Origin of the sequence: Erythrobacter sp., assembly GCF_030066995.1 — a bacterium.
Lineage (GTDB): Bacteria > Pseudomonadota > Alphaproteobacteria > Sphingomonadales > Sphingomonadaceae > Erythrobacter.
Genome location: NZ_JASJAP010000001.1, coordinates 561,479 through 586,099 on the forward strand (window position 1 = coordinate 561,479; position 24,621 = coordinate 586,099).

A 24,621-nucleotide genomic window follows, 5' to 3' on the forward strand; every position below is an offset into this window, starting at 1 on the left:
GGCTCACGCTTGGGTTGTGTCCTCTCGCTTATCGGGATGCGACCAGCTGCCGGTTTCCATCCAGATAAGAAAACGCCCCAAGGGCAGCAGCCAGATTACGCCAAGGATAATGTAGATCACGGTTTGTACCCAGCCGGGCAGTGTGGCGAGATAATCCGCCAGATAAACGGCGATCAGAACGCCATAGGCCATAAGCGCCACGAACAGCCCGATAATACCGATCGGGATTCGCCAGGTAGGAGTTTCACGCATCACAGGTTTCCGTAGATCCGGGTTGGAGTGATCACCGCGTCGAGTGCGATATCGTGCGGCTCGGTTGGCAGGGCGTCCTCGGGCTCAATCAGTTGGACGTCCCACGCCAGACCAATGGCCCGCGCCTCGCGATGTTCCGCAAGCCAGCGATCATAGTGCCCGCCGCCCTGGCCCAGCCGCTTTCCGGAGGCGGTGAAGCCCACCAGGGGGACGAAAAGAACATCGGGGACGATATCGTACCGGTCGTCCGTTGGTTGCATGGTTCCAAACGGACCGTATTCAAGGTCACTCTCAGCGTGAGGATCAGAGAATGTGCGGAAGGTCATATGTCCGTCACGCGAGGCAAAGAACGGAAGTGCGATAGGGTGTCCATGCTCATGGAAGAAGCGCGCATAGCCCGCCGCCGGAGCCTCGCCCGAGGTGGCGTGATAGACCCCGATCACCGCATCGCTCTTCACAGCCTTCAGAAGCGGGCGCGGAGGCGTGTGAAACAGCAGACCGCGAACCTCATCCGGCAGCGCAGCCACATGCGCTTGGCGTGCCGCGCGCAATTCCTTGCGCAGAAACGCTTTGGTCTTGATTGTCATGAGTTCGAGCATTTCCTGCAACGCGATCGGCCCCAGAAGGGGCCGCAAGGGGCGACCGCCCGCCCGCAGCGTGCCCGCAGCGAAGCGGAGGACGTCGAGCGAGGACAAAAAGTTGACGGGACCGCCATGGGTCGTTGCCAGTGAAATCCTCTGACGCCTAAACGTCAGGTGGGCGCCATGTATCCAAGCTCCACAGCCGAACTGGTGAGCCCGGACAGGGACAGCTCCCTTGGATTGCTTATAGCCTCAGGGATATTCGATCGGCTCGTGCCGGGCAGCCCCGCCGAGGCCCTAGCTAGGAGGACTCGCTCGTCTCTTCAAGCTCGGCGCTTTGCGCAGCCTTCTCGATGGCGACCGCGGCCTGTTCGGCCCGTCCGGCCAGCGCTTCGAGCGTTGTCGCGACGGCCTCTTCATCGAGCGGTGCGCCAAACAGGTCGTGTTGGTGCTCATTGGCCTCGCGAAGCGCCACGATCTCGGCCTTGAGCGTCCTGATCTCTTCACGCGCGCGCTCCTCTGCCTTGCGCAAGGTGTCGATCTCGGCGCGCAGTTCGGCCTTCTTGCCGCCGCTGCGTGATTTCTCCTGCTCGACCTGGGAATGAGTAGCCTGAAGGCGCGCTTCGGCTTCCCCTAGCGCGCGCTGGGCTTTTTCCGCGCGCTTGCTCGTCTCGCTCAGGTCATCGGCGAGAAAGAGCGCGGTGAAGAGCAGGTTCTCGGCCTCCTGAGGCGCGCGCTCATTACCCAACAGCGCGTATTTCTCGGCCACGAGTGCGCCCAGTTTGGCGATCCGGTCCTGCTCTCCTTCGCCGCATCGGATCTGATAGGTTCGCGGTCCGATCTTGATCGCTACGTCCGGCACACCCAGCCTCAGTTTTCCAGGTCTTCAATGAGGACATCGAGTTCGCGCATGGTTTCGGCAACCTCTTCGCGCAGCTTCTCATGCCGGTTGACCAATTCCATGACCCGCGCGGACCCGCTTGCGTCCTTGTCACCCTCGGCCACCGAGAAATTCGCGGCATGGCTGCGCGCGGTGTCCATGCGCGCCAACGCCGCGTCTATTCGCTTCATGGCCTTTTCTATCCGGCTCTCGCCCATAGAGCGTTCGTATCAAAATAGGTCAGGCTCGGCAAAGCGTTGGACCGCGCTGTTGATAAGTGATGTGCACCCCTCGTTCTTCATGCGGTGTTGACCTCGTCCGAACCCTCGGCAATGGCGAGCGCCAGAAAAGCTTTGGGATCGAATCGTTTCCGTGCCCTGCGCTTGAACGGGCTGGTCTAGTGCGGAAGCCGGGGCCGCAGTTCACCGCGCGCGGTGGCCGAAATGCTGGAGGCATCACTTACAGCCATGACGTATGACGCCGCACGCCTCGCACCGATGGCCAACGCCATTCGCGCGCTCTCCATGGATGCTGTGCAGGCGGCGAATTCGGGTCATCCGGGCATGCCCATGGGGATGGCGGATGTGGCCGCGGCGTTGTTCGCGAACCACCTGAAATTCGATCCCTCGCGCCCCGATTGGGCGGACCGCGACCGATTTGTCCTTTCCGCAGGGCACGGCTCGATGCTGATCTATTCGCTGCTCCATCTGACCGGGTACCAGCGTCCCACCATGGAAGACATTCGCAACTTCCGACAGCTCGGCAGTCCGTGCGCCGGTCATCCGGAGAACTTCCTTCTCGAAGGGGTTGAATGCACCACCGGTCCTTTGGGACAAGGCCTTGCGATGGCGGTTGGCATGGCGATGGCAGAGCGGCACCTGAACGCGGTGTTCGGCGATGATCTGGTCGATCACCGCACGTGGGTGGTCGCCGGCGATGGCTGCCTGATGGAGGGCATCAATCACGAAGCGATCGGACTTGCCGGACACTTGCATCTGGGCGGTCTCAACGTGCTGTGGGACGATAACCGCATCACCATTGACGGCTCGACCGATCTATCGACCAGCGAGGACATCAAGGCCCGCTACGAAGCGACCGGCTGGCATGTGTGCGAATGCGCCGGGCACGACTTTGACGACATTGAGCGGGCGCTCGAAGAAGCGAAAAACACCGCAAGGCCATCGCTGATTGCGTGTCGAACGGTGATCGGGAAGGGCGCACCGACCAAGCAGGGCACGAGCGCGACCCACGGCGCTCCCCTTGGTCCGGATGAAATCGTCGGTGCGCGCGAAGCTTTGGGTTGGCACGCCGACCCATTCGAAATCCCTGCGGCCATTCTGTCTGACTGGCGCGATATTGCCGCGCGCGGTCAGGAAGCCTCGGGAGCCTGGGCCGCCCGTCTCGACGCCTCGCCGCACCGGGCCGAGTTTCAGCGTCGCATGGCGGGCGACTTGCCGCAAACCGACGCGCTGAACGAACATATCGCTGAGCTCATCCAGAACCCGCAAAATGTCGCTTCGCGCAAAGCGAGCGAGATTGCGCTCGCCGCGATCAATCCGGCCATTCCCGAGACAATCGGCGGCAGCGCGGACCTCACCGGTTCGAACAACACCAAGGCAGGGGAAATCGGCGCGTTCACGGCCGACGATTACGCCGGGCGCTATGTCTATTACGGCATCCGCGAGTTCGGCATGTCGGCGGCGATGAATGGTCTGGCTCTGCACGGGGGTGTTATCCCTTATGGCGGCACGTTCCTCGTCTTCACCGACTACGCGCGTGGAGCGATCCGGCTGTCGGCCCTCCAGGAAACGCGTGTAATCTACGTGATGACGCACGATTCCATCGGGCTTGGCGAGGATGGCCCGACGCACCAGCCGATTGAGCATCTGGCGAGCTTGCGCGCGATGCCAAACATTCTTGTTATGCGCCCCGGCGACGCGGTCGAGACCGCCGAGTGCTGGCAGATCGCACTTGAGCAAAAAGACCGCCCGACCATTCTTGCCCTGTCGCGCCAGAATCTGCCGCAATACCGGTTGGAAGCGGCGCCGGGGAATCTGAGCGCGCGCGGCGGATACCGCGTCAAGTCTGCAGACGCGGCGCGCAAAGTCGCGATCCTCGCAACAGGTTCGGAAGTCGGCCTCGCGCTTGAGAGCGCCAAGGCCCTCGAGGACCAGGGCATCGGGACCGACGTCGTGTCGATGGTCTGCACCGAACTCTTTGACGAGCAAGATGAGGCCTACCGGGCCGACATCCTGGCCGATAATGCGTTGTTGGTCAGCCTCGAGGCGGGAAGCACCTTTGGCTGGCAACGCTACACCGGGCCAAATGGTCTAAACATCGGTATTGACCGCTTTGGTGCATCAGCGCCGGGCAAGGATCTCTTTTCCCATTTCGGCTTCACGCCTGAGGCCATCGTCTCACAAATTCAGAACAAATTGAACGCGTAAGCAGGAGTTACTCATTATGGCCACAAAGGTTGCCATTAACGGTTTCGGACGCATTGGACGCTTGGTAGCGCGCGCTATTCTGGAGCGCCGTGACCATGATCTGGACCTTGTTTCTATCAACGATCTGGCGGACACCAAGGCCAACGCGCTGCTGTTTCAGTACGATTCAACGCATGGTCGCTTCCCCGGCACGGTGGAGGTTGCCGACGGCGCGATCGTGGTGAACGGCAAGAGCATTGCGGTGACCAGTGAGCGCGATCCGGGCAACCTGCCGCACGCTGCTCAAGGCGTCGACATCGTGCTCGAGTGCACCGGCTTTTTTCAGAGCCACGAAGCCGCTGAGCCGCATATCACGGCGGGCGCGAAACGTGTGCTGATCTCGGCCCCGGCGAAAAATGTCTCCGCTACCATCGTCTACGGAGTGAACCACGACACACTGACGGTAGACGACGTGATCGTTTCCAACGCCAGCTGCACGACCAACTGTCTGGCTCCGATTGCCAAGGTGCTGAACGACGCGGTGGGGATCGAGCGCGGCTTCATGACCACGATCCACTCCTACACCAACGATCAGCGCATGCTCGATCAGATGCACTCGGACATGCGCCGGGCGCGGGGCGGGGCGCAGAACATGATCCCGACCACCACCGGCGCAGCGCGCGCTGTGGGTCTGGTGCTGCCGGAACTGGCGGGCAAGCTCGACGGCTCTTCGGTCCGCGTGCCGACCCCCAATGTCAGCCTTGTCGACCTGACCTTCCAGCCCGGGCGCGACACCACCGCAGAGGAACTCAACGCCGCGCTGAGGGCCGCCGCCGAGGGCGCGATGAAGGGTGTTCTCGACTACACAACCGATCCGGTGGTGAGTACAGACTTCAACCACCACCCGGCGAGTTCGACGGTGGACAGCCTTGAGACCAGCGTCATGGAAGGCAAGCTTGCGCGTGTCGTCAGCTGGTATGACAACGAATGGGGCTTCTCGAACCGCATGATCGACACCGCCGGTGTTATGGCGAAGTTCCTATAACTCTAGCCAGAGCCAATCTCGCTCGTCCTGAGCTTGTCGAAAGACCGTTTTTCCTTCAGGCGGAGCGCACACGGTAAGTACGACCCTTCGACAGGCTCAGGGTGAGCGGAGATCTTGTGGTGAGCACATTCAAAACCCTTGACGATCTGGGCGACATCACTGGTAAGGTTGCGCTCGTTCGCGTCGATCTCAATCTACCGATGAAGGACGGGTCTGCGACGGACCTCACCCGCGCCGAAGCGGTCAAGCCGACGATCCTTGAGCTTAGCGAGCGCGGGGCCAAGGTCTTGCTCCTTGCCCATTTCGGTCGCCCCAAAGGCCAACGCTCCTCGGTTCTCTCGACCAGCATGGTCGTTGGCGATGTCGAAGGCGTGATCGGCAAGGAGATCATGTTCATCCCCGAAGTTGCCGGGCCAGTGGTCGAACAGTCGATCGGCATCTTGCGCAACGGGGATGTCGGCCTGCTCGACAACACAAGGTTCTGGCCAGGCGAGGAAGCCAACGATCCCAATTTTGCGCAGGCGATCGCGGCGCACGGCGATTTCTACGTCAACGACGCGTTCAGCGCTGCTCACCGTGCGCATGCGACGACCGAGGGGTTGGCGCACCAGCTTCCGGCCTTCGCCGGGCGCGCTATGGAAGCCGAACTGAAGGCGCTCGACGCCGCACTCGGCAACCCCGAGGCTCCAGTTGCCGCCGTGGTCGGCGGTGCAAAAGTCTCGACCAAGCTGGCTGTGCTCGAAAATCTCGTGGGGCGCGTCCAGCACCTCATCATCGGCGGCGGCATGGCGAACACCTTCCTCGCCGCGCGCGGGGTCGATGTGGGCAAGTCGTTATGCGAGCGCGACCTTGCCGATAGGGCGTCTCGGATCATGGACGAGGCCGACCATGCAGGCTGCACCGTCCATCTTCCCTATGATGTGGTGGTAGCCAGGGAATTCGCCGAGAATCCGGAGTCATTGCGCACCTGCAATGTCCACGAAGTGGCTGGAGATGAAATGATCCTCGACATTGGCCCGCAGGCGACCGAAGCGCTCGCCGACGTGCTCAAGACCTGCCGCACTCTGGTGTGGAACGGCCCGCTCGGCGCGTTCGAGACCGAGCCCTTCGACGCTGCAACCATGGCGCTTGCGCGTCACGTGGCCGCGTTGACGCAGGAGGGCTCGCTCGTCAGCGTTGCGGGAGGCGGTGACACTCTGGCCGCGCTCGCACAGGCGGGTGTGACCGGCGATGTCACCTATGTTTCGACCGCGGGCGGAGCGTTCCTCGAATGGATGGAAGGCAAGGAGCTTCCCGGCGTGGCGGCTCTCGGCGCGTAGACACATGGCGGACATAACTGGCGAGATTCAGGCGCTCGAGCTGCGTTTCATGCAAAGCTGGATGCACCGCGATGCGAGCGCGATCAAAGGGCTCGCCGCGCGCGATTGCATGCTAATCTTCGGCACCAACCCGCCGGAACTGCTCGATCGGCCCAGCTTTACGGCGGCGGTTGAGAAGGACTTTCGGTGTCTTGGCTTTCGTATGGGGGAAAGCGTTGTAACCCGTCATGGACGCGCCGCCTGGTTTACCGCGCCGGTTGAGCTTGAGCTCAGGCTTGGCGCGCGCGATTGGCAGGGGCGTTTTCTGGTCGTTGCACTGTGGCGCAAATTCCGGATTGGCGGCTGGAAAACGGTTGAGCGCAGCCTCGCGCCGCTAGACAAGGATGATCGCCTCGCCGAAAGCGTTCGCCGGTTGCAGATGTGGCAGTGATGACCCGCTTTTTCGTGACTTTGCTGGCTTTTTTCGCCGCCCAGCCCGCTTGGGCTCAGACCAGCGACTACGCGGCGTTTGGGGCGTTTCTGGAGGCCTTTCGCAAGGAATCCGGTACTCCTGCCCTCAGCGCCCTGATTGTCAGGGATGGAGAGATCGCTTGGGAGACGTATCTTGGCACGTACGATGACGAGGGCGAACGGCCGACGCGGGCTGAGACAACCTATAAGATCGCATCGGTAACCAAACCGATCGCCGCGACCGCCATTCTTGAAGAGAGTAGCAAGGCCGGTCTCTCACTCAATACGCGAATGGATCGGGACGACGAATGGAGCGAGCTTTGCGAGTTCTTTGTCTCCAGCACTCCGATCCCGTTCATGGCCGGTGGCAAGGATCGTATGGGCAATCCGATCGCGCCGATGGACTGCTCCAAGCCGACCAGCATCGCCGACATGCTCGACATGCGCGCAAATGGGGCTGAATTCGTGTACAATCCGATCGCCTTCGCACGGCTCGATCGCGCCATCCTCGGTGGTCGCGGACGCGCCTTGAGAGACATAGTGCGCGAACGGGTTGTAGATCCGGCTGGCATGGCGGATACCGCTCTGGGCTGGCGCGATCCGCAGGGAGGCGCCGCGCTTCGACATCTCGCCGAACCCTTCCATGTGATCGAAGGACGCGCGGTGAAACAAGTCCTGCCCGACGATGACTTTCGCGCGGCGGCCGGCATTATCGCCAACCCGCGTGCCATTGCTGCCTTCGACATCGCGTTTGACCGCGGCGATTTTGGTGATGTGGGGGAGTTGACGCGCCTGCCCATCGGTCCGCTTGGCGATTACCGGCGCGGCTGGTTTCTCGAGGATTGGAACGGCACACGTCTGATGTGGCATTCGGGCTGGAACGAGAAGAAGTACTCAGCGCTCTACCTCAAAGTGCCAGCGAAGCGGCTGACATTAATCGTGCTGGCCAACACCGAAGCGGTTTGGTGGAGCAACTCTCTGGTCAAGGCCGAGGTGGTGCAAAGCCCGATTGCCGCGCGGTTCCTGGAGACCTTCGTACAATGAGCGAGCAGACGACCGAATACGGTTACGGCCATGCGGTGCCGGCGACCGAGGGCGAGTTTGCGGGGTGGTATCACTGGAGCCACGACCCGTTCGAAAGTAGCTCGGGTCCATTCTTCATGCGCCGCGAAGAAGACGGTTCGTACTTGAGCGCCTTTCGCGCCGAGGAAAAACACATGAACGGGGCAGGCTCGATGCACGGCGGATGCCTGATGACCTTCGCCGACTTTGCTCTGTTCGCGATTGCAACCGATGAGCTAAAGGGCGCGAACGCTGTGACCCTCAACCTGTCGGGCGATTTTCTGGGCGGTATCTCGCCCGGAGCGCTGGTCGAAGCGCGCGGCGAAGTCACGCGCGGCGGAGGAAAAACGATCTTCGTGCGCGGTCTCATTACCGGCGACGGGAAACCAGCGTTCAGCTTTACCGGGATCATCCGCAAAATCTCACCGCGCGCCTAGGCGATCGCCCTTCCGCTCATGAAAAACCGCTTTACTTTCAAGAAGCCGCGGCCTAAGGGCCCGCGCGCTGATCTGGCGGTGTTGTAAGCCGCAGGGCGCGTTATGGCTCTGCCATTTATGTGTTCCCGGATTGGCACTGCCCTTTCACGGCAAGCACTTGGGTCCAGTGCGGTATATCCCGTCTGGGCATGTGCACCTGGGACGGCGAAAGCCAAGCTGGTTCGAGTCCAGCGCTGGATAGCTCAAAGGTAGAGCACCCGACTTCGAATCGGGGTGTTGTGGGTTCAAATCCTACTCCACCAAGCCTTTCCAAGGCTCCTCAAAACTCGGGGAGGCCGGGCAGACAATCCAGCCGCGGCGAGGCGGCGAACCAACGTCTTCCGACCCGCGTTCTGCCAAATTGCCAAGGCACCGGTATCGGGCCTAGCGCCTTTGGGGATACCGGCAGATATGGCACCCGATGACGCGGTGTCCACCGGCGCAGATCCTTTAGGATGTGTGGACGCGGATGCAGCGGGAACCGGGGCCTGATCTGCCTCAACCGAAGGCCCGGCGTGATAGCGGGGATGTGTCTCCCGGCCGAACCACTTTCCGGTGTTTCAAGTGTGCGACGCTACGGCTTCGGGAGGTTTTCAGAAAAACTGGTTGCAAGTGTAACGAATCACGTCTACCCGCGCGCTCCCTCTGGCGGGATGGTCCCGCAGGAGCGAGTACAGGAGACGCAAGATGAAGACTTTCATTATTGCCGAAAACCAGCGCGGTCTCCTGGTCAAGGATGGCCGCCTCGTTCAGGTCCTTGGACCCGGACGTCACTTCTACTGGCTGTGGAACAGCCGCCGGATGAGCTGCGATATCGTGGCTGCGACCGGCGTGTGCGCCTCGCCGCTGGTAGACGGTGTCGAGAAGCGCCACCCCGAACTCGCGGAGGCGAATTTCGAAATCGTCGCGCCGGTCCAGGGCGAAGTGGCGATTGTGCGGACCGATGGTCGGGCGACCCAGATTGTGCGCGGCGGCGACGTCGTGCGGGTCTGGAAGGTGCTCGACGCGATCTCGGTCGACGTGATCGACGTTGAGGCCGAGCCGAAGCTGTCCAAGCGCCTGTTGAACGAACTGCGTCCGGCTTCGGTTGTGCGCAGCGAGGCTAGCACCACGATCAAACTGGTGGAGGTCAGCGAAGCTGAAACGGCCATCGTGCTGTTCGACGGTGAGCTTTACGAGACGGTTGGCCCGGGTCGCTACGGCTACTGGCAGGTCGGTCGTGTGGTGAATGCCAAGGCGCTGGACACGCGTCCGGTGCCGCTGGAAGTGACGGCCCAGGAAATCCTGACGAAGGACCGTGTCAGCATCCGTGTGACGCTGACCAGCTTCGTCAAGGTAACCGACGCCGTGGTCGCCGCTATGGCAACGCCCGACTATCAGGCGCACGTCTACAAGCTGGTCCAGTTCGCAGTCCGTGAGGCTGTCGCGGGCCGGACGCTCGACGAGCTTCTGAACGACCGGGTCAAGGTTGACGCCGAGATCGTCGGTGAAGTCCGCCGTCAGGTGGAAGGCACTGGTGTCGAAGTGACCGGCCTTGCCATCAAGGACGTGATCCTTCCGGGTGAGATGCGCGAGCTGATCAATCGGGTGGTCGAAGCGGAAAAGGTCGCGCAAGCGAACCTGATCCGCCGGCGTGAAGAGACGGCGGCAACCCGCAGCCTGCTCAACACGGCGAAACTGATGGCGGACAATCCGGTTCTGATGCGTCTGAAGGAGCTCGAAGCGCTTGAGCGTGTGACCGACAAGATCGGCCACATCGAGGTCAAGACCGGGTCGGGCGAGGGCCTTGAGGTGCTCACTCAGCAGCTGGTGAAGATCGCGGATCGCGACTGATCCACTTGTCTTCCTCTAGCCGGGGCGGAGATGTCGGGAATACCCCGGCGTTTCCGCCCCTTTTTGGTGCGGTATTTGTGCTTGGCGTTGCAGGCTTGTGGGGCGCTGGCTAAGGGAAATTCAGCGCCAATACGCTTGGGAAAAGGGGGATCACACACGCCATGAACACACAGGAAATGACCGCAAAAATCGCCGAAGGTCAGGGCTTCATCGCCGCGCTTGACCAGTCCGGGGGTTCCACGCCCAAGGCGCTGCGCGGTTACGGCGTCGACGACAGCGAATGGTCGGGGGATGACCAGATGTTCGCGCAGATCCACCAGATGCGCGCCCGCGTCATCACAAGCCCGTGTTTTGCCAGCGGCAAGGTAATCGGCGCGATACTGTTTGAAAAGACGATGGACGGTGAAGTGGATGGCATGCCCACCGCAGACGCTCTGAAGGCGCGCGGCGTCGTTCCCTTCATCAAGGTCGATCAGGGGCTCGCCGACGAAACCGATGGTGTGCAACTGATGAAACCGCTCGACAAGCTCCCTGCGCTGCTCGAAAAATCGGTCGCCAAGGGCATGTTCGGCACAAAGATGCGCTCAGTCATCAAATCGGCAAACCCCGCCGGTATCGCAGCGATCGTCGCGCAGCAGTTCGAGGTTGGCAATCGGATTGCCGATGCGGGTCTTATGCCGATGCTGGAGCCTGAATACGACATCACCGCGGAAGATCGCGAGGCGGGCGAAGAGATTTTGCTCGCCGAGATCCTGAAAGGTCTCGACGCGCTTCCCGAAGGCCGCAAGGTGATGCTGAAGCTCTCGATCCCGGTGAAACCGGGGCTTTACACCCCAGTGGTCGAGCATCCCAACGTGCTGCGCGTGGTTGCCTTGTCGGGCGGCTATTCCACCGATGAAGCGTGCGCGCATCTGGCGAAGAACCCGGGCATGATCGCAAGCTTTTCGCGCGGTCTGTTGCAAGACCTTCGCAAAGACCAGTCCGACATCGAATTTAACGGCGCGCTCAGCGAGGCGATCGATCAGATTGCGGCGGCCAGCGTCGCGGGCTGATACGCCGCGTTTAGGAGTCGCTGTCCTTGTTGCTCTCGACCAGCTCGTCGGGGACAAAAGCCAGCTCCAGACGGTAATCGTTGATCGGGATTGCTCCGTTTTGGCTTGGTGGCACTCCCGCGCTCATGAGAACCAGATAACCGCCTTCGATCCGGGCGCCTTCGCCAAGGACAAGGACAATCTGCTGAGGACCGCTTTCGGTGTGCAAGATCGCTGTGATCACCATCGTCTGAGTGCGCGCGCACAGCTCCCAGTCAAGGCAGCGCGTGTCGGCAAAGACATTTAGCGGGGTGACATCAACACGGCCCACCTGCACGCGCTGAAAGAACGCCACGTCGCTCTCGACTGAAACCTCAGCTTTTAGCGGCGACGCAAGGGCACCGGCGAGGGCTAGAGCGGGCAGCGCGAAGCGCCGGACAAAGGCCATGGTCAGATCTCCTTAACGGAATATATACCATAATCTTTGACGCCGTGTTGGGCGTTCGAAGGGTGTGTCTCAGACAAGGACAATCGCCATGGTCATGCCAATGACGGCGCGCTAGGGGGCTGGCCATGAGTGATACGAACGAGCGCACGCAGCTTTACCTCATATCTCCGCTTCAAGTTGACGGGGACTTCCCACAGCGACTTGAGCGTGCTCTGGCGGCAGGACAGGGTTCGGTGACCGCCTTTCAGTTTCGCGTGAAGAGCGTTGACCAACACGAAGCCGTAAGGCTGGCCGCACCGCTTCAGGCCATTTGCGCCTCTTACGACTGCGCTTTCATCGTCAACGACAGCGTTTCGCTGGCCAAGCGGATCAAGGCCGACGGCGTGCATCTGGGTCAAGACGACGGGGATCCGAAAGAAGCGCGCGAGGCTTTGGGTCGCGACGCCCAAATCGGTGTGACATGTCACGCTTCCAAGCACCTAGCGATGGAAGCGGGTGAGGCAGGCGCGGACTATGTCGCGTTTGGGGCGTTCTACCCTTCTTCGACCAAAGACAAAGGCGCGGATGCCAAGCGTCCCGAACCCGACCTAATCGCCTGGTGGGTTCGGCTTTTCGAGATCCCGGTAGTCGCCATCGGAGGCATAACACCCGAGAACTGCACGCCTCTGGTCAACGCGGGAGCCGACTTTCTCGCAGTCTCGGGCGCGGTGTGGAACGGCGATGAGGCGGAGGCGGTCAAAGCGTTCACCAAGGCAGTGATCGCCGATTGACGCCCCGCGCCCTTATTCGGCTGGCTCGCTCGCTTCCTCGGCCTGCTTCATCCGTATGTAAAAGCCCAAGGTACTACCGGTGAACTGGCCCATCGCGATTGCTTTGCCCTGTTCGTCGAGCTGCAGAACACCAATCTCGCCCTCTGTGAGCCGCAGGCCCGTCGATTTGAAGATGTTTCCGCCGTGCGAGATAAGCGCGACGTTTCCATCGGCCAGGACTGGGGCGAGTTCGTCAATTACTTCGCTGGTTTCGCGGGCCGCTTGATCGAGCGGGCGCTTGCTCTGGGCACCGGGATCGTGGTGCATCAGCCGATTATCCGTTTCGTACTCGGCGCCAAACATGTATCGTGCGGTCTCCGTAGCGCGGCACATTGGGCTGGTGATTACACGCGCAATCGGGATTCCGGCAGCGCGGATCAAGGTGCCGGTCTCGTGCGAGCTTACCACACCGGCGACGGACAGATTGCGCTGGGCGCGGCATTCGGCAGGTGGACGAGTGTAGTCGTCAGCGCGCGAGGGCACTTCCGTGCGCTCGTGCCGGATCAGCATGATGTAGCCGCCTTCCCGGAGCTTCTCGATAACCTCGAAACTTGTGTAAAGCGGCATAGCAGGGTTGGCCGGGGCCGCCGCAGGCCCCGCTTCCGCCGCCGTAGGCGTGGGGACTTCGCTCTGTTGCGCGTGCGCGTATGCTGGCGTTGATTGGACAGCGTAAAAGGCTGACGCGGCAAAGATTAGGGCAGCGTTGCCCGTTGCGAAGAGGTTGTGGGCCAAAGTACGGTTCTCCAGAAGATGAGACACTGTCTCCTAGATGGGTTTCTCGCTTTGTCGAGAGCGAAAAAGGTGGCTTGGCTCCGCTCTGTCAGGCTTTGCTTGATAGGACGCGAGCGGCCGAGCGCCGTCAGCCTCACCCCGTACCGGCAAGTCGTGTGCAGCGTAGGCGGCCGAGCGCGCCGTCGACCTCAACGCGTTGGACGGTATTATCGCCAACACGCTCAAAGCGCTGGCCCTTCTTGGGCCCACTTGTAAAGATCAACTCGTTACCCCGCAGCAGATACAGGCCGCGCTGGCCCTGCGCGTCGCGATAGGCGGAACCCGGGATGATGAGAAAGCTCTCGGTTTCCACCGGTTCAAAGGCAAGGCCATCCGCATCGCCGGGCAGTGCGCACTGATAAGCACCGTGGGGCAGCGTGCGCAGCGGGCGACCTTCCTGGGCGACGATTGGTGCCGCCGCCGCAAGGACAGCGACAGCGGTCAGGAGCAGGATGGACGACGTCTTCATAGGGTATGCCAGTCTTGGTTTACCTCCCGTCCTATCATCGGTGTTCGGTTGTGGCCACGCGCTTAACCATCTTGTGAGCGCAGGAACTCCTCCTGAAACGCCTCTTCACAAGGCTTGTTGTCGCTTGCGCGCTCGTCTATGCGCGCCCATCACGTGACGCTGCGTAGCAAGGGCCATGCTCAAGCTTTTCGCCAGCGCCAGACACTTACGCGCACAACCCAAGAGAACCTCATGAAAATCAGCGGCGTCGACATTCGTCCGGGCAACATCATCGAATACGAGAACGGCATTTGGAAAGTCGCCAAGATCCAGCACACGCAGCCGGGCAAGGGCGGGGCGTATATGCAAGTGGAAATGAAAAACCTGCAGGATGGCCGCAAGACCAATGTCCGCTTCCGGAGCGCCGACACGGTCGAGAAGGTGCGGCTTGATACACAGGAATACCAGTTCCTCTATGAAGATGGCGACATGCTCGTCTTCATGGACACGAACACCTACGAGCAGATCAATCTCCCGAGCGATCTGTTGGGCGACGCCCGCCCGTTCCTTCAAGACGGCATGCAGGTCATGCTGGAGCTGTGGGAGGAAAAGCCGATCAGTGTGCAATTGCCGCAGCAGATCGAAGCGGAGATCGTAGAGGCAGACGCGGTGGTGAAAGGCCAGACGGCCTCTTCCAGTTACAAGCCGGCCGTGCTCGACAACGGCGTTCGCATAATGGTCCCCCCCCATATTGAAAGCGGCACGCGGATCGTGGTCGATGTGTACGAACAAACTTATGTGGGGAAGGCTGGCTAAGCTGACATGAGTATGTTTTCCGGCCTCATCCGCGTGATGGAACGCGCCGCGCGAAAGGCGGGCGGGCGGTTACGCCGCGATTTTGGCGAAGTCGAGCACTTGCAGGTCAGCCGCAAGGGACCGGCGGATTTTGTCTCCAAGGCCGATATGCGCGCCGAACGCGCGCTGTACGACGATCTCAGCCAGGCGAGGCCGGGCTGGGGCTTCGTGATGGAAGAGGCGGGGGTGATCGAAGGCGATGAAGGCAAACCGCGCTGGATTGTCGATCCGCTCGATGGCACTTCGAATTTCCTGCACGGCATCCCGCACTTCGCAATCAGCATTGCGGTGCAGGAGCCGCGACTCGATGGTAAAGGCTGGGGCGAGGTGACGGCGGGCGTGATCTATCACCCGCTCGAAGACGCGACCTACTGGGCTGAGAAGTCGCGCGGTGCCTGGTTGCAGGATGCTCGCCTTCGTGTTTCGGCACGGGGAAGTCTGACCGACGCGCTGATTGCTACCGGCATCCCTTTTCAGGGCCACGGAGACTTCGGCGAATGGAGTCGCATATTTGGCGCCATCGGGCCAGAGGTGGCCGGAATCCGCCGCTTTGGCGCGGCCTCGCTCGACCTTGCCTATCTTGCGCAAGGGCGCTTCGACGGCTTTTGGGAGAGCGGACTCAACGATTGGGACACCGCTGCTGGATGCCTGCTCGTGCGTGAGGCAGGCGGTTTTGTCAGCGATTTTCGCGGGCGCTCAAACCCGATTCACTCTGCCCAGATCCTCGCAGCCAACGACAAGCTGCACTCGAGATTGCACAAGATACTCGCTGGATCCTTGCGGTAGTACCCTACTCGGTTCGCAGCGCCTCAATGGGGGAAAGCCGCGAAGCGCGAATGGCGGGGTAGCCGCCGAAGACGAGCCCGATAAACGCAGAAAAGACCACGGCGCCGATCGCGGTGGCTATTCCGACCGGCACCGGAAAGTCGAAGCTGGCTTCCAGAGTGACGCCGGTCAACCAAGCAAGGATAATGCCCACGGCACCGCCGAGCATACACAGCACCGCAGCCTCAACCAGAAACTGGTTGCGAATGTCGCTGCGTCGCGCGCCAAGCGCCATGCGAAGCCCGATTTCCCTCGTGCGCTCTGTGACGCTCACCAGCATGATATTCATGATGCCGATCCCTCCGACAAGCAGGGAGATCGAGGCAATGGCGACGAGGACACCTTGCAGTATACCGGTTATGAACTGACTCTGTTCGACAAACTCTTCGGTGGTACGCACCGTAAATGGAGTCACATCGCCAAATTCCACATTGTAGCGATCCTTCAGCAAGGCAATGATTTCTGTCTTGCCACGCGAAAGCGATGCCCCCTCTTGGAAGGCCACAAAGGCAAGCTGCAAATCATCGGGACCAGGTAACGTGTCGCCAACAAATCGTTGCCGCATGGTTGTGATCGGCATGAGCATCGTGTCGTCGGTATCATCACCCAAGGTCGAGCCCTTCTCCTCCAGAAGCCCGATAATGGCGAAAGGCACGCCGTTCACCCGCACGGTTTCACCGATGGGGTCCGCCTCGCCGAACAAGGTCTCCGACACCGTGCGCCCCAACACAACGACCCTCGCGGATGAGCGTACGTCCGTGTTGCTGATGTAGCGGCCCCGGTCCACCGAATGCACGGTTGCGATCTCGTAGCCCGGCGTCGTGCCGACCACTTCCGTGGATGCGCTCGCGCCTGGTACAACGATATCAAAGCTCTGGCGCAATTGCGGCGCGGTGGCCCGCACGAGAGGCACTTCGCGCTCGATCGCATCGACATCGCGCTGGGTCAATCGCCCGCGCTCACTGTCTGTGCGGCGCGGTGGGCCACCTTCGTCATCATCCGGTCGCGGGATTAGGATGGCCATGTTCGAACCGAACCCGTCGATCGTCTCGGTCACCGCTTCTCGTGCCCCATTGCCCACCGCGACAGCCAAGGTCACGGCGAACACGCCGATCAGTACGCCGAGCATGGTCAGGACAGAACGCATGACATTGGTGCGCAGGGCCGTCATTGCGATGGCAAAGTTCACCGCAAGGCTTGCCATCGGATTGCGCGTGGGGCTGGCAGAGGGGAGAAGCTCAGATGCTGTTGCCATTACGCGGCCTCGTCATTCGGAGCTGCAATTCTGCGGTCTTCCACAAGCTTGTCCTCGATGACTTTGCCATCGCGAAACTCGATCCGGCGTTTTGCGTGAAGCGCAATTTCATCCTCGTGCGTCACCACGATAACAGTAATGCCTTGCTCGTTGAGCTCTTCGAAGATCGCCATTATGTCTTCGCTGGTGCGAGTATCAAGCGCGCCCGTGGGTTCGTCAGCCAGCAGGATGAGCGGCTCTGTAACCAGCGCGCGCGCAATCGCAACGCGCTGCTGCTGTCCTCCAGAAAGTTTGGCTGGAGTGTTCAATAGACGGTCTCCCAGACCCATTGCTATCAGCTTTGCGGTGGCTCGTTCGCGCCGCGTTGCGGCATCAAGCCCGGCGTAGATGAGGGGCACGGCCACATTGTCGATCGATGAGGTTCGGGCGAGCAGATTGAACTGCTGAAAGACGAAACCGATCTTGCGGTTGCGCAGGGACGCGAGTGCATCGCTCGACATGTTTTGTGTGGGCGTGCCATCGACCAACACTTCTCCGGACGTAGGCACATCGAGGCACCCTATCATGTTCATAAAGGTCGATTTGCCCGAGCCACTGGTGCCCATGATCGCGACATATTCGCCTTCATCGATGCGCAGGGAAACCCCATTGACCGCATGGATCGTCTCGCCACCCAGCCTGTACGTTTTGACAAGGTCGCGAGTTTCAACAAGGGGGCGGGGCGCGTTGGCGGGCATTACTCGCTTTCGCTCGCCTCGCGTGATCGGACAAGGATGGCTTGCCCCTCTTTCAGACCTGACACGACTTCTGCGAATTCCTCGCCCTCCAGGCCCAGCTCGATTACATGCCGTGACGGATTGAAAGGATCCTCGCCCGGTAGCCACACGCTCGTTTCCTGCGACATTTGCTCGGGCGACGGCAGGTTCTCTTCCTCGCGATCTTCTTCGCGTGGCAGGAAGCGGGTCGCCGCTATCGGCACACGTATGGCGTCAGTGCGTCGTCCGGTAATGATATCGACATTCGCGGTCATACCGGTGAGCAATTGGCCATCCGAATTGTCAACGTCGAGGATAACAAGATAGCTGACCGCGCTGCCTGATTGGGTGGCGGATTTGCGGATTTGTCCGACCTTCGCTTCAAAAATCTGATTGGGATAGCTGTCCACGCTGAAGCGGACATCCTGTCCTTCGCGTACCTGACCAATATCCGCTTCATCGACAGCGGCTTCGACCTGCATCCGGCTCGTGTCAGCGGCGATGGTGAAAAGATTGGGTGTCTGGAAATTCGCCGCGACGGTGGTGCCCGGCTCGACCAACTTATCGATCACCACTCCGCTCGTCGGCGCAATTATTCGGGTGCGCGACAGATCGAGTTCGGCGGCTCGCAATTGGGCCGTTGATTGCGCGATCTGTGCGCGTGCGCTCTGCGCTTGGGCCTGCGCTGTGCTGAGCGATGCTTTCGCGGCGACAAGAGCGTTTTGCGCTTGGTCAAGCGATCCGCCCGATACAAAGCCTTTCTGGGAGAGCTCTTTGCGGCGATCATACTCGCGCTGCTGCACTTCAACATCGGTTGTAGCACCGGAAATCGCAGCTTCAGCCTGAGCAAGCGACGCTTGCGCCAGCAGTACTTGAGCGCGCGCTTGGGTGACCTGCGCTCGTACCCGGATGGGGTCGATTTGCGCAAGTAGTTGACCCTTTTCCACCGGCGAATTGAAATCGACAAAAACATCGGTGATCTGGCCTGAAACTTCCGCACCGACATTGATCGTATTCAGCGCCCGCAAAGTCCCGCTTGCCGAGACCACACGAACCACTTCGCCGCGTGTGACTTTTTGCGTCACGTATTCATAGCTGCGCCCACCGGACGACAAATACATGAAGAAAAACCCCGCGACCAAGATCACGAGGATGGTCGAAACAATCGGTCGGCTCTTGATCAGCCCCCAGAACCTATTCACTTTTCGACCCTTTCCGCCGCCCCGTTACTTGGCCTCATGACACCGGTCGCCCATCTGCTCAAGAGGTTTAGAGGTCGCGGCACGTATCGCGTGCGGCACCCGGGTAGCTCGGGGGTGAAGCAAAGGGAAAGCTTGATGCGCAGCGCCCGCGGCGCTAACAGCGCGCCTTCCGCTTATAAGCGCCGTGCCCCTGTGGTGGAATTGGTAGACGCGAGCGATTCAAAATCGCTTTCCTTTTAGGAGTGCCCGTTCGAGTCGGGCCAGGGGCACCATTTCCTTTACTGATTCCCGATCGGTATTCTTTGCGATTACCCGGATGCGCTGCGCTGCGCTGCGCTGAGCACGGCACAAACCCTCTTGCCATTCGCCGGGGCCTCGGGGATTAACGCGCTCGAGCGACAGTTTATGGTTTCAATGCCTTCCTATCACGCAATCGCCGCGATGGCTGTGACGGTTGCCATGTTCGTCGCCTTTGCGCGCGGGCGCTTGTCCGTCGAAATTGTCAGCCTGTTGACCATCGCGGTAATCGCGGTTGGTCTGTACTTTTTTCCACTTGAGGGAGGCAAGCCAAGCGACGGGCTGGCGCTCGCCTTCGGGGGGTTTGGGCACTACGCGCTGATCACCATTTGCGCGCTGATGATTATGGGGCGAGGGCTGGTGGTAACCGGCGCGCTTGAGCCGGCCGCCCGGCTGCTTGAAGGCATCTTCAAGGTCAATTTGCAGCTAGGCCTTCTGGTCTCGCTGCTCATCGCCTTCTTCCTCTCGATGGCGGTCAATGACACGCCGGTTCTGGTGCTGCTCCTGCCGATTTTTGTCGCACTTGCGGCAAAGGGCGCAATGCCCGCCTCCAAAACGCTTATCCCATTAAACGCTGCGGTGCTGATCGGCGGGATGGCGACGACGATCGGTACCTCGACCAACATTCTTGTGACCTCGATCGCGGTCGATCTTGGCGAACCACAGATGAGTGTTTTCCACTATTCGCCCATCGTTCTGATCGCCGCTTTGGTGGCGCTGCCTTACCTTTGGCTCGTCATGCCACGTCTGCTTGATGACAACAGCGTTGAGGCGGATGCGGCGCGACGGCAGTTCCACACGAGGCTGCGAGTGGGCAGCGACAGTTTGTTGACCGGCAAAGAACTGGAAGCGGTGCGCGACAAGCTGCCCTCCAGCATCACCTTTCATTCTCCGCCCATGGGGGCGTTGCAGCCCCAGCAGCGCTTGCACATCTCCGGGACCCACGAAGCGCTCGAAGACGCGACGCGCGTGCTAAGGGGAGAACTCGCGCCAAGCTGGGTGCTCGATCGCATTCGGCGCACCGCGTCGGCAAATTCCGAAGATATCATGGTCGTTGAGATGACGGTCACGGCGGATTCGCGCCTCATCACCCGCACGCTTCCCAGCTCCGGCATTGCCGATCTTTATGGCGTAGCGGTGCTTGGCATCCATCGGCCCGAACGGCTGTTGGGTGAGCGCGATCAGTACTCGGAAGGCGGCGATCTCAGGATTGCGGAGGGCGATGTTCTTCTTGTGATGGGGCTTGTCGACGATCTTCAAGCCTTTTCGCGCAACGACAGCCTCTTGATGCTTGAAGGCGCGCGCGAGCTTCCACGCCGATCGAAGGCGGTGCTGTCGGCCGCAATTATGTTCGGCAGCGTATTCATGGCATCGATCGGCTGGCTGCCGATCGCGATCAGCGCGCTGGCGGGCGCGATCCTGATGTTTGTGACCGGCTGCGTGAAGTTTGATCGAGTGGGCCGCGCTCTGTCGGGCAAGGTCATCGTCTTGGTCGCCGCCAGCATCGCCATCGGGCGCATCATACTTGAAAGCGGAGCGGCCGCTTGGCTGGGGCAGGTGCTATCGCTGGGACTCGGATTCCTGCCCCCCGCTCTGGTGCTCGCCGCCATCATGACGTTTGTAACCTTGCTCACAAACTTTGCGTCCAACGCCACGGCCGCAACGGTCGGCACGCCGATCGCCTTCAACATCGCGACACAACTTGACTTACCACCCGAGCCGCTGATCCTGGCCGTGCTTTTTGGGTGCAACCTGTGTTACGCAACGCCAATTGCCTACCAGACCAATATGCTGATCATGGCTGAGGGCTCTTACGAGTTTAAGGATTACATCCGTACCGGTGTGCCCTTGGTCGCGTTGATGGTGACGGTCCTCTCGATCCTGCTGGTGCTATTCTACGGTCTTTGAGGAACTCTGCAGGACCGTCGCGCGGTTGCGAACTCAATCCTCTAAACAGTAACGACCGCCAGGACGCCAGGCTTGCCAGCGTCTTGACGGTCGCCTTCTCCTCCCCAGGAGAACCGTTGAAGTGGAGCGCGGCGTTAGCGCCCCGCGCTTAGGGCGCCGGGACGTAAGTGCCCAGACGATGGTGCAGCGCGTTGATTTTAGCCAGCTCTTCGCGGTCTTCGGTGGTTCGCGCGTGGCTTTCGAGCGCGCGGCGCAGCAGTTTCATATCCGCTGTTGAGAGCAAGGCGCGCGCGCGCCCTGGTTCAGCGCGCTTTGGTTCGGAATTCGGTGTGTCGGTGTCGCTCATCGTCTCTCTCCCAGGGCCTTGAAGGGTACAACCTTCACAGTCCCAAAGTGGTGGCAGTGGCAAACCGTTCCCATGGGGATGCAAGAGATGCAACCCCATGGGTGTTGGTTGTCCAGTCTAAGCGGCGGCGAACTGATTCATGGTGTTGTCCTTGCCGCCCGCCTTGAGCGCGGCTTCACCGGCGAAGTACTCTTTGTGATCATCGCCGATATCGCTGCCGGCCATGTTCTGGTGCTTCACGCAGGCGATGCCTTGGCGGATTTCCTCGCGCTGTACGTTGAGCACGTAGCCGAGCATGGCTTCCTCACCGAAGTAGCGCTTGGCGAGGTTGTCGGTGCTGAGCGCCGCGGTGTGATAGGTGGGCAAGGTAATAAGGTGATGGAAGATTCCGGCGCGCGCGCTCGCGTCCCTCTGGAAAGTGCGGATCTTCTCGTCCGCTTCGGCCGCAAGCTCGGTGTCGTCATAGTCCACGCTCATGAGCTTGGTGCGGTCATAAACTGAGACGTCCTTTCCGGCCTCATCCCAGGCATCATAGACTTGTTGGCGGAAGTTAAGCGTCCAGTTGAAGCTGGGTGAATTGTTGTAGACGAGTTTGGCGTTCGGGATCGTCTCGCGCACCTTGTCGACCATTTCAGCTATCTGTTCGACATGCGGCTTCTCGGTTTCGATCCATAGCAGGTCGGCGCCGTTCTGGAGCGAAGTTACGCAGTCGAGTACCACGCGATCCATACCCGTTCCCGGACGGAACTGGTAAAGGTTAGATGGCAGACGCTTGGGTTCAAGCAGCTTGCCATCGCGGCTGATGTATACCTGACCATTCTTGATGTTGGCCGGATCGACCTCTTCGGCGTCGATAAAGCTGTTGTACTGATCACCCAGATCCCCCGGCTCGGTGGAATAGGCGATCTGTTTGGTGAGTCCCGCGCCAAGCGAGTCGGTGCGCGCGACAATCACGCCGTCGTCCACGCCAAGCTCAAGGAACGCGTGACGGCAGGCGCGAATCTTTTGAATGAAATCTTCGTGCGGAACGGTCACCTTGCCGTCCTGGTGACCACACTGCTTCTCGTCTGAGACCTGATTTTCGATCTGCAGAGCGCATGCGCCCGCTTCAATCATCTTCTTGGCGAGCAGATAGGTGGCTTCCGCGTTGCCGAACCCGGCGTCAATATCGGCGATAATTGGGACAACGTGGGTTTCATAATTGTCGATCTGATTGGTAAGGTCTTGCGCCTTCACTTCGTCGCCCGCATCCCGCGCCGCGTCGAGATCGCGGAACATCAGGCCCAATTCGCGGGCGTCGGCTTGCTTCAAGAACGTGTAGAGTTCTTCGATCAGAGCAGGAACGCTGGTCTTTTCATGCATTGACTGGTCGGGAAGGGGGCCGAATTCGCTGCGAAGAGCGGCGACCATCCAGCCGGAAAGGTAGAGGTAGCGCTTCTTGGTCGAACCGAAGTGCTTCTTGATGCTGATCATCTTTTGTTGGCCGATGAAACCGTGCCAGCATCCCAATGACTGCGTGTAGGCGGCGGGATCAGCGTCGTAAGCGTCCATATCCGCGCGCATGACTTTCGCGGTGTACTTGGCGATATCGAGACCGGTCTTGAAACGGTTCTGCAGAACCATACGCGCCGCGCCTTCGGCATCTATGGCGGACCAGCCGGCGCCGTTGGCCTCGACAAGGCTGCGCATCTGGTTGATTGTGTCTGTGTATGTCATGCTTGAGTTCTCCTGAGCTTTTGATCGGGGTGTGTTCCCGAGGGGGAGGGGATGCTTGACCCATGCGATATTGCAGTGCGTCATAACAGGAAAATATCCATACAATCGTGTCTCTATCAGCGATTCTGGGCTAGTGACTTGTGTAAATATGTAAAGTAATTTACACAGCTGCGCATGGCTGAATCCGCCCTTCTCGCCGGGCCCTCTTTGCGCCGACTGCGCAAACGCGAAGGGCTGACGCAGGCCGCAATGGCTGCCTCTCTCGGTATTTCACCCAGCTATCTCAATCTGATCGAGCGCAATCAGCGTCCCTTGTCCGCGCGCGTGCTGGTCCAAGTGATCGAGCGCTTCGACTTCGATCCCAGTTCTTTACGCGAAGACGAGGCCATTGGCGGAGTCGATGGTCTGGCCAGGCGCATGGCGGATAAGCGTTTTGCCGACTTAGCCATTGATCGCGAAGAACTGCAGGAGTTCCTCGCTGCCGCGCCGCAGGCCGCCGCTGCCTTTGCCCGGCTGTACGACAATTCGGGATCCCAGATGCCGCTTGATGAAGACCCCGCTGGCGACGCGCGCCGGGCGGTGGAGCGCTGGCAGAACCATTTCGCCGATCTGGATCACACCTGCGAAGATTTGTCCGACGAATTGCGATTGTCGCGATCGGATGTCAGCGCGGCGCTGAATGAGCGTTTGCGTGAACGCCATCAGCTTCAGGTCCGCATTCTGCCCGCAGAGGTCATGCCCGGCATTGTCCACCGGCTTGATCTGCACAACCGTCAATTACAGCTTTCCGAGATGCTTCCCGGTGCCGCGCGGCGCTTTCAGATTGCCCGGCAGGTCGCGAGTCTCGAGCTGCGCGAGGCCATCACCCAGCAAATTGAAGGGGCGGGCCTCGCCAACGCCGAAGCGCGCGAGCTTTTTCGCGATCATGTTACCGATTATTGCGCGGGGGCTATCCAGATGCCCTATCGCCGATTCCTGCGCGCTTGTGAGCAGACGGGATACGATCTGGCCGTTCTTCAGCGCCGATTTGCTTCCAGCTTTGATCAGGTCGCGCAGCGCCTCACAACACTACAGCGCGTGGGAGAACGCGGCTTGCCCTTCTTCAGCGCGCGTTTTGGACGCACGGGTCGCATGGTTGGATTCACCGCAGGGGCAAGCGGGGCCATTTACCCAATCGAAGGCGCGCGCTGGCCCGCCTGGGTTCCCTATGCCGCGTTTGAAAGCCGTGGTTCCATGCTCACTCAAACGGTGACGTTCGGCGAGGGTGAGGCGGCTCCGCGCCATTGGTTCACGATCGCGCGTACGGTGGAGGTGGACGGAGTGGCGTGTTCCGCGCGAAAAGCGATTGTACTCGGCATCGAGGCGCGCTTTGCGACCGAGCTTGCGCAGGCGCGCGGTGTCTCGCTTGATCCAGCGGACGCAACACCGCTTGGAACGCCGTGCCCGCGCTGCGGGCGCACCGATTGTCTGATGCCGGCGAGCGCGCGTCTGGCGACCGGTCCACAACCGTAGCAGGGGTGAGATCGCGCCGGTATCGATCCACGCTGCTAAGAGGCGGTTAACCATTGTCTCGCCCGGCTGACCGGGCTTCTCGGGGCGGCTGTAAAGTTTACCGACACTTAAACACTGCG

The 24,621-nt window shown here is 60.7% G+C and carries 25 protein-coding genes and 2 tRNA genes; 15 read left to right on the plus strand and 12 right to left on the minus strand.

The window, feature by feature from the left end; all coding sequences use genetic code 11:
- Positions 1-3: 3 nt before the first annotated feature.
- From QNI87_RS02675 to QNI87_RS02690, 4 genes are all read right to left on the minus strand, one after another.
- The gene (locus QNI87_RS02675; RefSeq protein WP_300593590.1) at positions 4-252 is read right to left on the minus strand and encodes a DUF2842 domain-containing protein; all 249 of its coding nucleotides are present in this window, start codon (positions 250-252) and stop codon (positions 4-6) included.
- A complete protein-coding gene (locus QNI87_RS02680; protein ID WP_300593593.1) occupies positions 252-839 on the minus strand; it encodes a 5-formyltetrahydrofolate cyclo-ligase in 588 nt (195 codons plus the stop codon). The genes QNI87_RS02675 and QNI87_RS02680 overlap by 1 nt, the downstream gene beginning before the upstream one ends.
- 295 nt (positions 840-1,134) lie before the next feature.
- Positions 1,135-1,695, minus strand: a complete 561-nt coding sequence (zapA, locus tag QNI87_RS02685; protein ID WP_300593595.1) for a cell division protein ZapA — start codon at positions 1,693-1,695, stop codon at positions 1,135-1,137.
- Between the two features lie 8 nt (positions 1,696-1,703).
- Positions 1,704-1,904, minus strand: a complete 201-nt coding sequence (locus tag QNI87_RS02690) for a hypothetical protein (protein ID WP_300593598.1) — start codon at positions 1,902-1,904, stop codon at positions 1,704-1,706.
- A gap of 276 nt (positions 1,905-2,180) precedes the next feature.
- On the opposite strand from QNI87_RS02690, the gene tkt reads away from it, so the two are divergent.
- From tkt to QNI87_RS02735, 9 genes are all read left to right on the plus strand, one after another.
- Positions 2,181-4,160 (plus strand): transketolase, encoded by a 1,980-nt coding sequence (tkt, locus tag QNI87_RS02695; RefSeq protein WP_300593601.1) that lies wholly within the window; start codon positions 2,181-2,183, stop codon positions 4,158-4,160.
- A gap of 16 nt (positions 4,161-4,176) precedes the next feature.
- Complete coding sequence (gap, locus tag QNI87_RS02700) at positions 4,177-5,184, plus strand: type I glyceraldehyde-3-phosphate dehydrogenase (protein ID WP_300593604.1); 1,008 nt, start codon at positions 4,177-4,179, stop codon at positions 5,182-5,184.
- 119 nt (positions 5,185-5,303) lie between these two features.
- Positions 5,304-6,503, plus strand: a complete 1,200-nt coding sequence (locus QNI87_RS02705) for a phosphoglycerate kinase (protein WP_300593607.1) — start codon at positions 5,304-5,306, stop codon at positions 6,501-6,503.
- 4 nt (positions 6,504-6,507) lie between these two features.
- Entirely contained in the window at positions 6,508-6,933 is a 426-nt protein-coding gene (locus tag QNI87_RS02710) for a nuclear transport factor 2 family protein (protein WP_300593610.1), read from the plus strand.
- Positions 6,933-7,997 carry a serine hydrolase domain-containing protein gene (locus tag QNI87_RS02715; protein WP_300593613.1) on the plus strand — a complete coding sequence of 355 codons (1,065 nt, stop codon included), beginning with the start codon at positions 6,933-6,935 and terminating at the stop codon, positions 7,995-7,997. The genes QNI87_RS02710 and QNI87_RS02715 overlap by 1 nt, the downstream gene beginning before the upstream one ends.
- Positions 7,994-8,452, plus strand: a complete 459-nt coding sequence (locus tag QNI87_RS02720) for a PaaI family thioesterase (RefSeq protein ID WP_300593616.1) — start codon at positions 7,994-7,996, stop codon at positions 8,450-8,452. Before QNI87_RS02715 ends, QNI87_RS02720 begins: the two co-directional genes overlap by 4 nt.
- A 235-nt stretch (positions 8,453-8,687) precedes the next feature.
- Positions 8,688-8,754: transfer RNA gene (locus QNI87_RS02725), tRNA-Arg, on the plus strand.
- A 424-nt stretch (positions 8,755-9,178) separates the two neighbouring features.
- On the plus strand, positions 9,179-10,324 hold the full coding sequence (locus QNI87_RS02730) for an SPFH domain-containing protein (protein WP_300593619.1): 1,146 nt from the start codon (positions 9,179-9,181) through the stop codon (positions 10,322-10,324).
- Between the two features lie 161 nt (positions 10,325-10,485).
- On the plus strand, positions 10,486-11,376 hold the full coding sequence (locus QNI87_RS02735; RefSeq protein ID WP_300593622.1) for a fructose bisphosphate aldolase: 891 nt from the start codon (positions 10,486-10,488) through the stop codon (positions 11,374-11,376).
- A gap of 10 nt (positions 11,377-11,386) precedes the next feature.
- Here the strand turns inward: QNI87_RS02735 and QNI87_RS02740 are convergent, their stop codons facing one another.
- Positions 11,387-11,803 carry a hypothetical protein gene (locus tag QNI87_RS02740; RefSeq protein WP_300593624.1) on the minus strand — a complete coding sequence of 139 codons (417 nt, stop codon included), beginning with the start codon at positions 11,801-11,803 and terminating at the stop codon, positions 11,387-11,389.
- 125 nt (positions 11,804-11,928) lie between these two features.
- Between QNI87_RS02740 and thiE the strand changes: the two genes are divergently transcribed.
- Positions 11,929-12,573, plus strand: coding sequence for a thiamine phosphate synthase (gene thiE, locus QNI87_RS02745; protein ID WP_300593627.1), 645 nt, complete (start codon positions 11,929-11,931; stop codon positions 12,571-12,573).
- 12 nt (positions 12,574-12,585) lie between these two features.
- On the opposite strand, the gene QNI87_RS02750 is transcribed toward thiE, so the two are convergent.
- Positions 12,586-13,344 carry a hypothetical protein gene (locus QNI87_RS02750; protein WP_300593630.1) on the minus strand — a complete coding sequence of 253 codons (759 nt, stop codon included), beginning with the start codon at positions 13,342-13,344 and terminating at the stop codon, positions 12,586-12,588.
- Positions 13,345-13,477: 133 nt separating this feature from the next.
- The gene (locus QNI87_RS02755; RefSeq protein ID WP_300593633.1) at positions 13,478-13,852 is read right to left on the minus strand and encodes a hypothetical protein; all 375 of its coding nucleotides are present in this window, start codon (positions 13,850-13,852) and stop codon (positions 13,478-13,480) included.
- 231 nt (positions 13,853-14,083) lie between these two features.
- Between QNI87_RS02755 and efp the strand changes: the two genes are divergently transcribed.
- Together efp and QNI87_RS02765 are read left to right on the plus strand one after the other, a co-directional pair.
- Positions 14,084-14,647 carry an elongation factor P gene (gene efp / locus QNI87_RS02760; RefSeq protein ID WP_300593636.1) on the plus strand — a complete coding sequence of 188 codons (564 nt, stop codon included), beginning with the start codon at positions 14,084-14,086 and terminating at the stop codon, positions 14,645-14,647.
- A gap of 6 nt (positions 14,648-14,653) precedes the next feature.
- Complete coding sequence (locus QNI87_RS02765; RefSeq protein ID WP_300593638.1) at positions 14,654-15,472, plus strand: inositol monophosphatase family protein; 819 nt, start codon at positions 14,654-14,656, stop codon at positions 15,470-15,472.
- 4 nt (positions 15,473-15,476) lie between these two features.
- Here QNI87_RS02765 and QNI87_RS02770 read toward each other — a convergent pair whose 3' ends face one another.
- The 3 genes from QNI87_RS02770 to QNI87_RS02780 are packed head-to-tail and all read right to left on the minus strand — an operon-like array spanning position 15,477 to position 18,723.
- On the minus strand, positions 15,477-16,766 hold the full coding sequence (locus QNI87_RS02770) for an ABC transporter permease (RefSeq protein ID WP_300593641.1): 1,290 nt from the start codon (positions 16,764-16,766) through the stop codon (positions 15,477-15,479).
- Entirely contained in the window at positions 16,766-17,503 is a 738-nt protein-coding gene (locus tag QNI87_RS02775; protein ID WP_300593643.1) for an ABC transporter ATP-binding protein, read from the minus strand. The genes QNI87_RS02770 and QNI87_RS02775 overlap by 1 nt, the downstream gene beginning before the upstream one ends.
- On the minus strand, positions 17,503-18,723 hold the full coding sequence (locus QNI87_RS02780) for an efflux RND transporter periplasmic adaptor subunit (protein ID WP_300593646.1): 1,221 nt from the start codon (positions 18,721-18,723) through the stop codon (positions 17,503-17,505). Before QNI87_RS02780 ends, QNI87_RS02775 begins: the two co-directional genes overlap by 1 nt.
- A 186-nt stretch (positions 18,724-18,909) precedes the next feature.
- Here QNI87_RS02780 and QNI87_RS02785 point away from each other — a divergent pair.
- A tRNA-Leu gene (locus QNI87_RS02785) sits at positions 18,910-18,995 on the plus strand.
- Between the two features lie 133 nt (positions 18,996-19,128).
- The gene (locus tag QNI87_RS02790; RefSeq protein ID WP_300593648.1) at positions 19,129-20,928 is read left to right on the plus strand and encodes an SLC13 family permease; all 1,800 of its coding nucleotides are present in this window, start codon (positions 19,129-19,131) and stop codon (positions 20,926-20,928) included.
- Between the two features lie 148 nt (positions 20,929-21,076).
- On the opposite strand, the gene QNI87_RS02795 is transcribed toward QNI87_RS02790, so the two are convergent.
- Together QNI87_RS02795 and QNI87_RS02800 are read right to left on the minus strand one after the other, a co-directional pair.
- The gene (locus QNI87_RS02795; RefSeq protein WP_300593649.1) at positions 21,077-21,274 is read right to left on the minus strand and encodes a hypothetical protein; all 198 of its coding nucleotides are present in this window, start codon (positions 21,272-21,274) and stop codon (positions 21,077-21,079) included.
- A 117-nt stretch (positions 21,275-21,391) separates the two neighbouring features.
- The gene (locus QNI87_RS02800; protein WP_300593652.1) at positions 21,392-22,990 is read right to left on the minus strand and encodes an isocitrate lyase; all 1,599 of its coding nucleotides are present in this window, start codon (positions 22,988-22,990) and stop codon (positions 21,392-21,394) included.
- Between the two features lie 174 nt (positions 22,991-23,164).
- Between QNI87_RS02800 and QNI87_RS02805 the strand changes: the two genes are divergently transcribed.
- Positions 23,165-24,502 (plus strand): short-chain fatty acyl-CoA regulator family protein, encoded by a 1,338-nt coding sequence (locus QNI87_RS02805; RefSeq protein ID WP_300593654.1) that lies wholly within the window; start codon positions 23,165-23,167, stop codon positions 24,500-24,502.
- Positions 24,503-24,621 lie beyond the last annotated feature (119 nt).

Coding starts and splice junctions, on each gene's coding strand:
- QNI87_RS02675 (WP_300593590.1), bottom strand. CDS start 252: ATGCGTGAAACTCCTACCTGGCGAATCCCGATCGGTATTATCGGGCTG.
- QNI87_RS02680 (WP_300593593.1), bottom strand. CDS start 839: ATGACAATCAAGACCAAAGCGTTTCTGCGCAAGGAATTGCGCGCGGCA.
- QNI87_RS02690 (WP_300593598.1), bottom strand. CDS start 1,904: ATGAAGCGAATAGACGCGGCGTTGGCGCGCATGGACACCGCGCGCAGC.
- tkt (WP_300593601.1), top strand. CDS start 2,181: ATGACGTATGACGCCGCACGCCTCGCACCGATGGCCAACGCCATTCGC.
- gap (WP_300593604.1), top strand. CDS start 4,177: ATGGCCACAAAGGTTGCCATTAACGGTTTCGGACGCATTGGACGCTTG.
- QNI87_RS02710 (WP_300593610.1), top strand. CDS start 6,508: ATGGCGGACATAACTGGCGAGATTCAGGCGCTCGAGCTGCGTTTCATG.
- QNI87_RS02715 (WP_300593613.1), top strand. CDS start 6,933: ATGACCCGCTTTTTCGTGACTTTGCTGGCTTTTTTCGCCGCCCAGCCC.
- QNI87_RS02720 (WP_300593616.1), top strand. CDS start 7,994: ATGAGCGAGCAGACGACCGAATACGGTTACGGCCATGCGGTGCCGGCG.
- QNI87_RS02730 (WP_300593619.1), top strand. CDS start 9,179: ATGAAGACTTTCATTATTGCCGAAAACCAGCGCGGTCTCCTGGTCAAG.
- QNI87_RS02735 (WP_300593622.1), top strand. CDS start 10,486: ATGAACACACAGGAAATGACCGCAAAAATCGCCGAAGGTCAGGGCTTC.
- QNI87_RS02740 (WP_300593624.1), bottom strand. CDS start 11,803: ATGGCCTTTGTCCGGCGCTTCGCGCTGCCCGCTCTAGCCCTCGCCGGT.
- thiE (WP_300593627.1), top strand. CDS start 11,929: ATGAGTGATACGAACGAGCGCACGCAGCTTTACCTCATATCTCCGCTT.
- QNI87_RS02755 (WP_300593633.1), bottom strand. CDS start 13,852: ATGAAGACGTCGTCCATCCTGCTCCTGACCGCTGTCGCTGTCCTTGCG.
- efp (WP_300593636.1), top strand. CDS start 14,084: ATGAAAATCAGCGGCGTCGACATTCGTCCGGGCAACATCATCGAATAC.
- QNI87_RS02765 (WP_300593638.1), top strand. CDS start 14,654: ATGAGTATGTTTTCCGGCCTCATCCGCGTGATGGAACGCGCCGCGCGA.
- QNI87_RS02770 (WP_300593641.1), bottom strand. CDS start 16,766: ATGGCAACAGCATCTGAGCTTCTCCCCTCTGCCAGCCCCACGCGCAAT.
- QNI87_RS02775 (WP_300593643.1), bottom strand. CDS start 17,503: ATGCCCGCCAACGCGCCCCGCCCCCTTGTTGAAACTCGCGACCTTGTC.
- QNI87_RS02790 (WP_300593648.1), top strand. CDS start 19,129: ATGGTTTCAATGCCTTCCTATCACGCAATCGCCGCGATGGCTGTGACG.
- QNI87_RS02795 (WP_300593649.1), bottom strand. CDS start 21,274: ATGAGCGACACCGACACACCGAATTCCGAACCAAAGCGCGCTGAACCA.
- QNI87_RS02800 (WP_300593652.1), bottom strand. CDS start 22,990: ATGACATACACAGACACAATCAACCAGATGCGCAGCCTTGTCGAGGCC.
- QNI87_RS02805 (WP_300593654.1), top strand. CDS start 23,165: ATGGCTGAATCCGCCCTTCTCGCCGGGCCCTCTTTGCGCCGACTGCGC.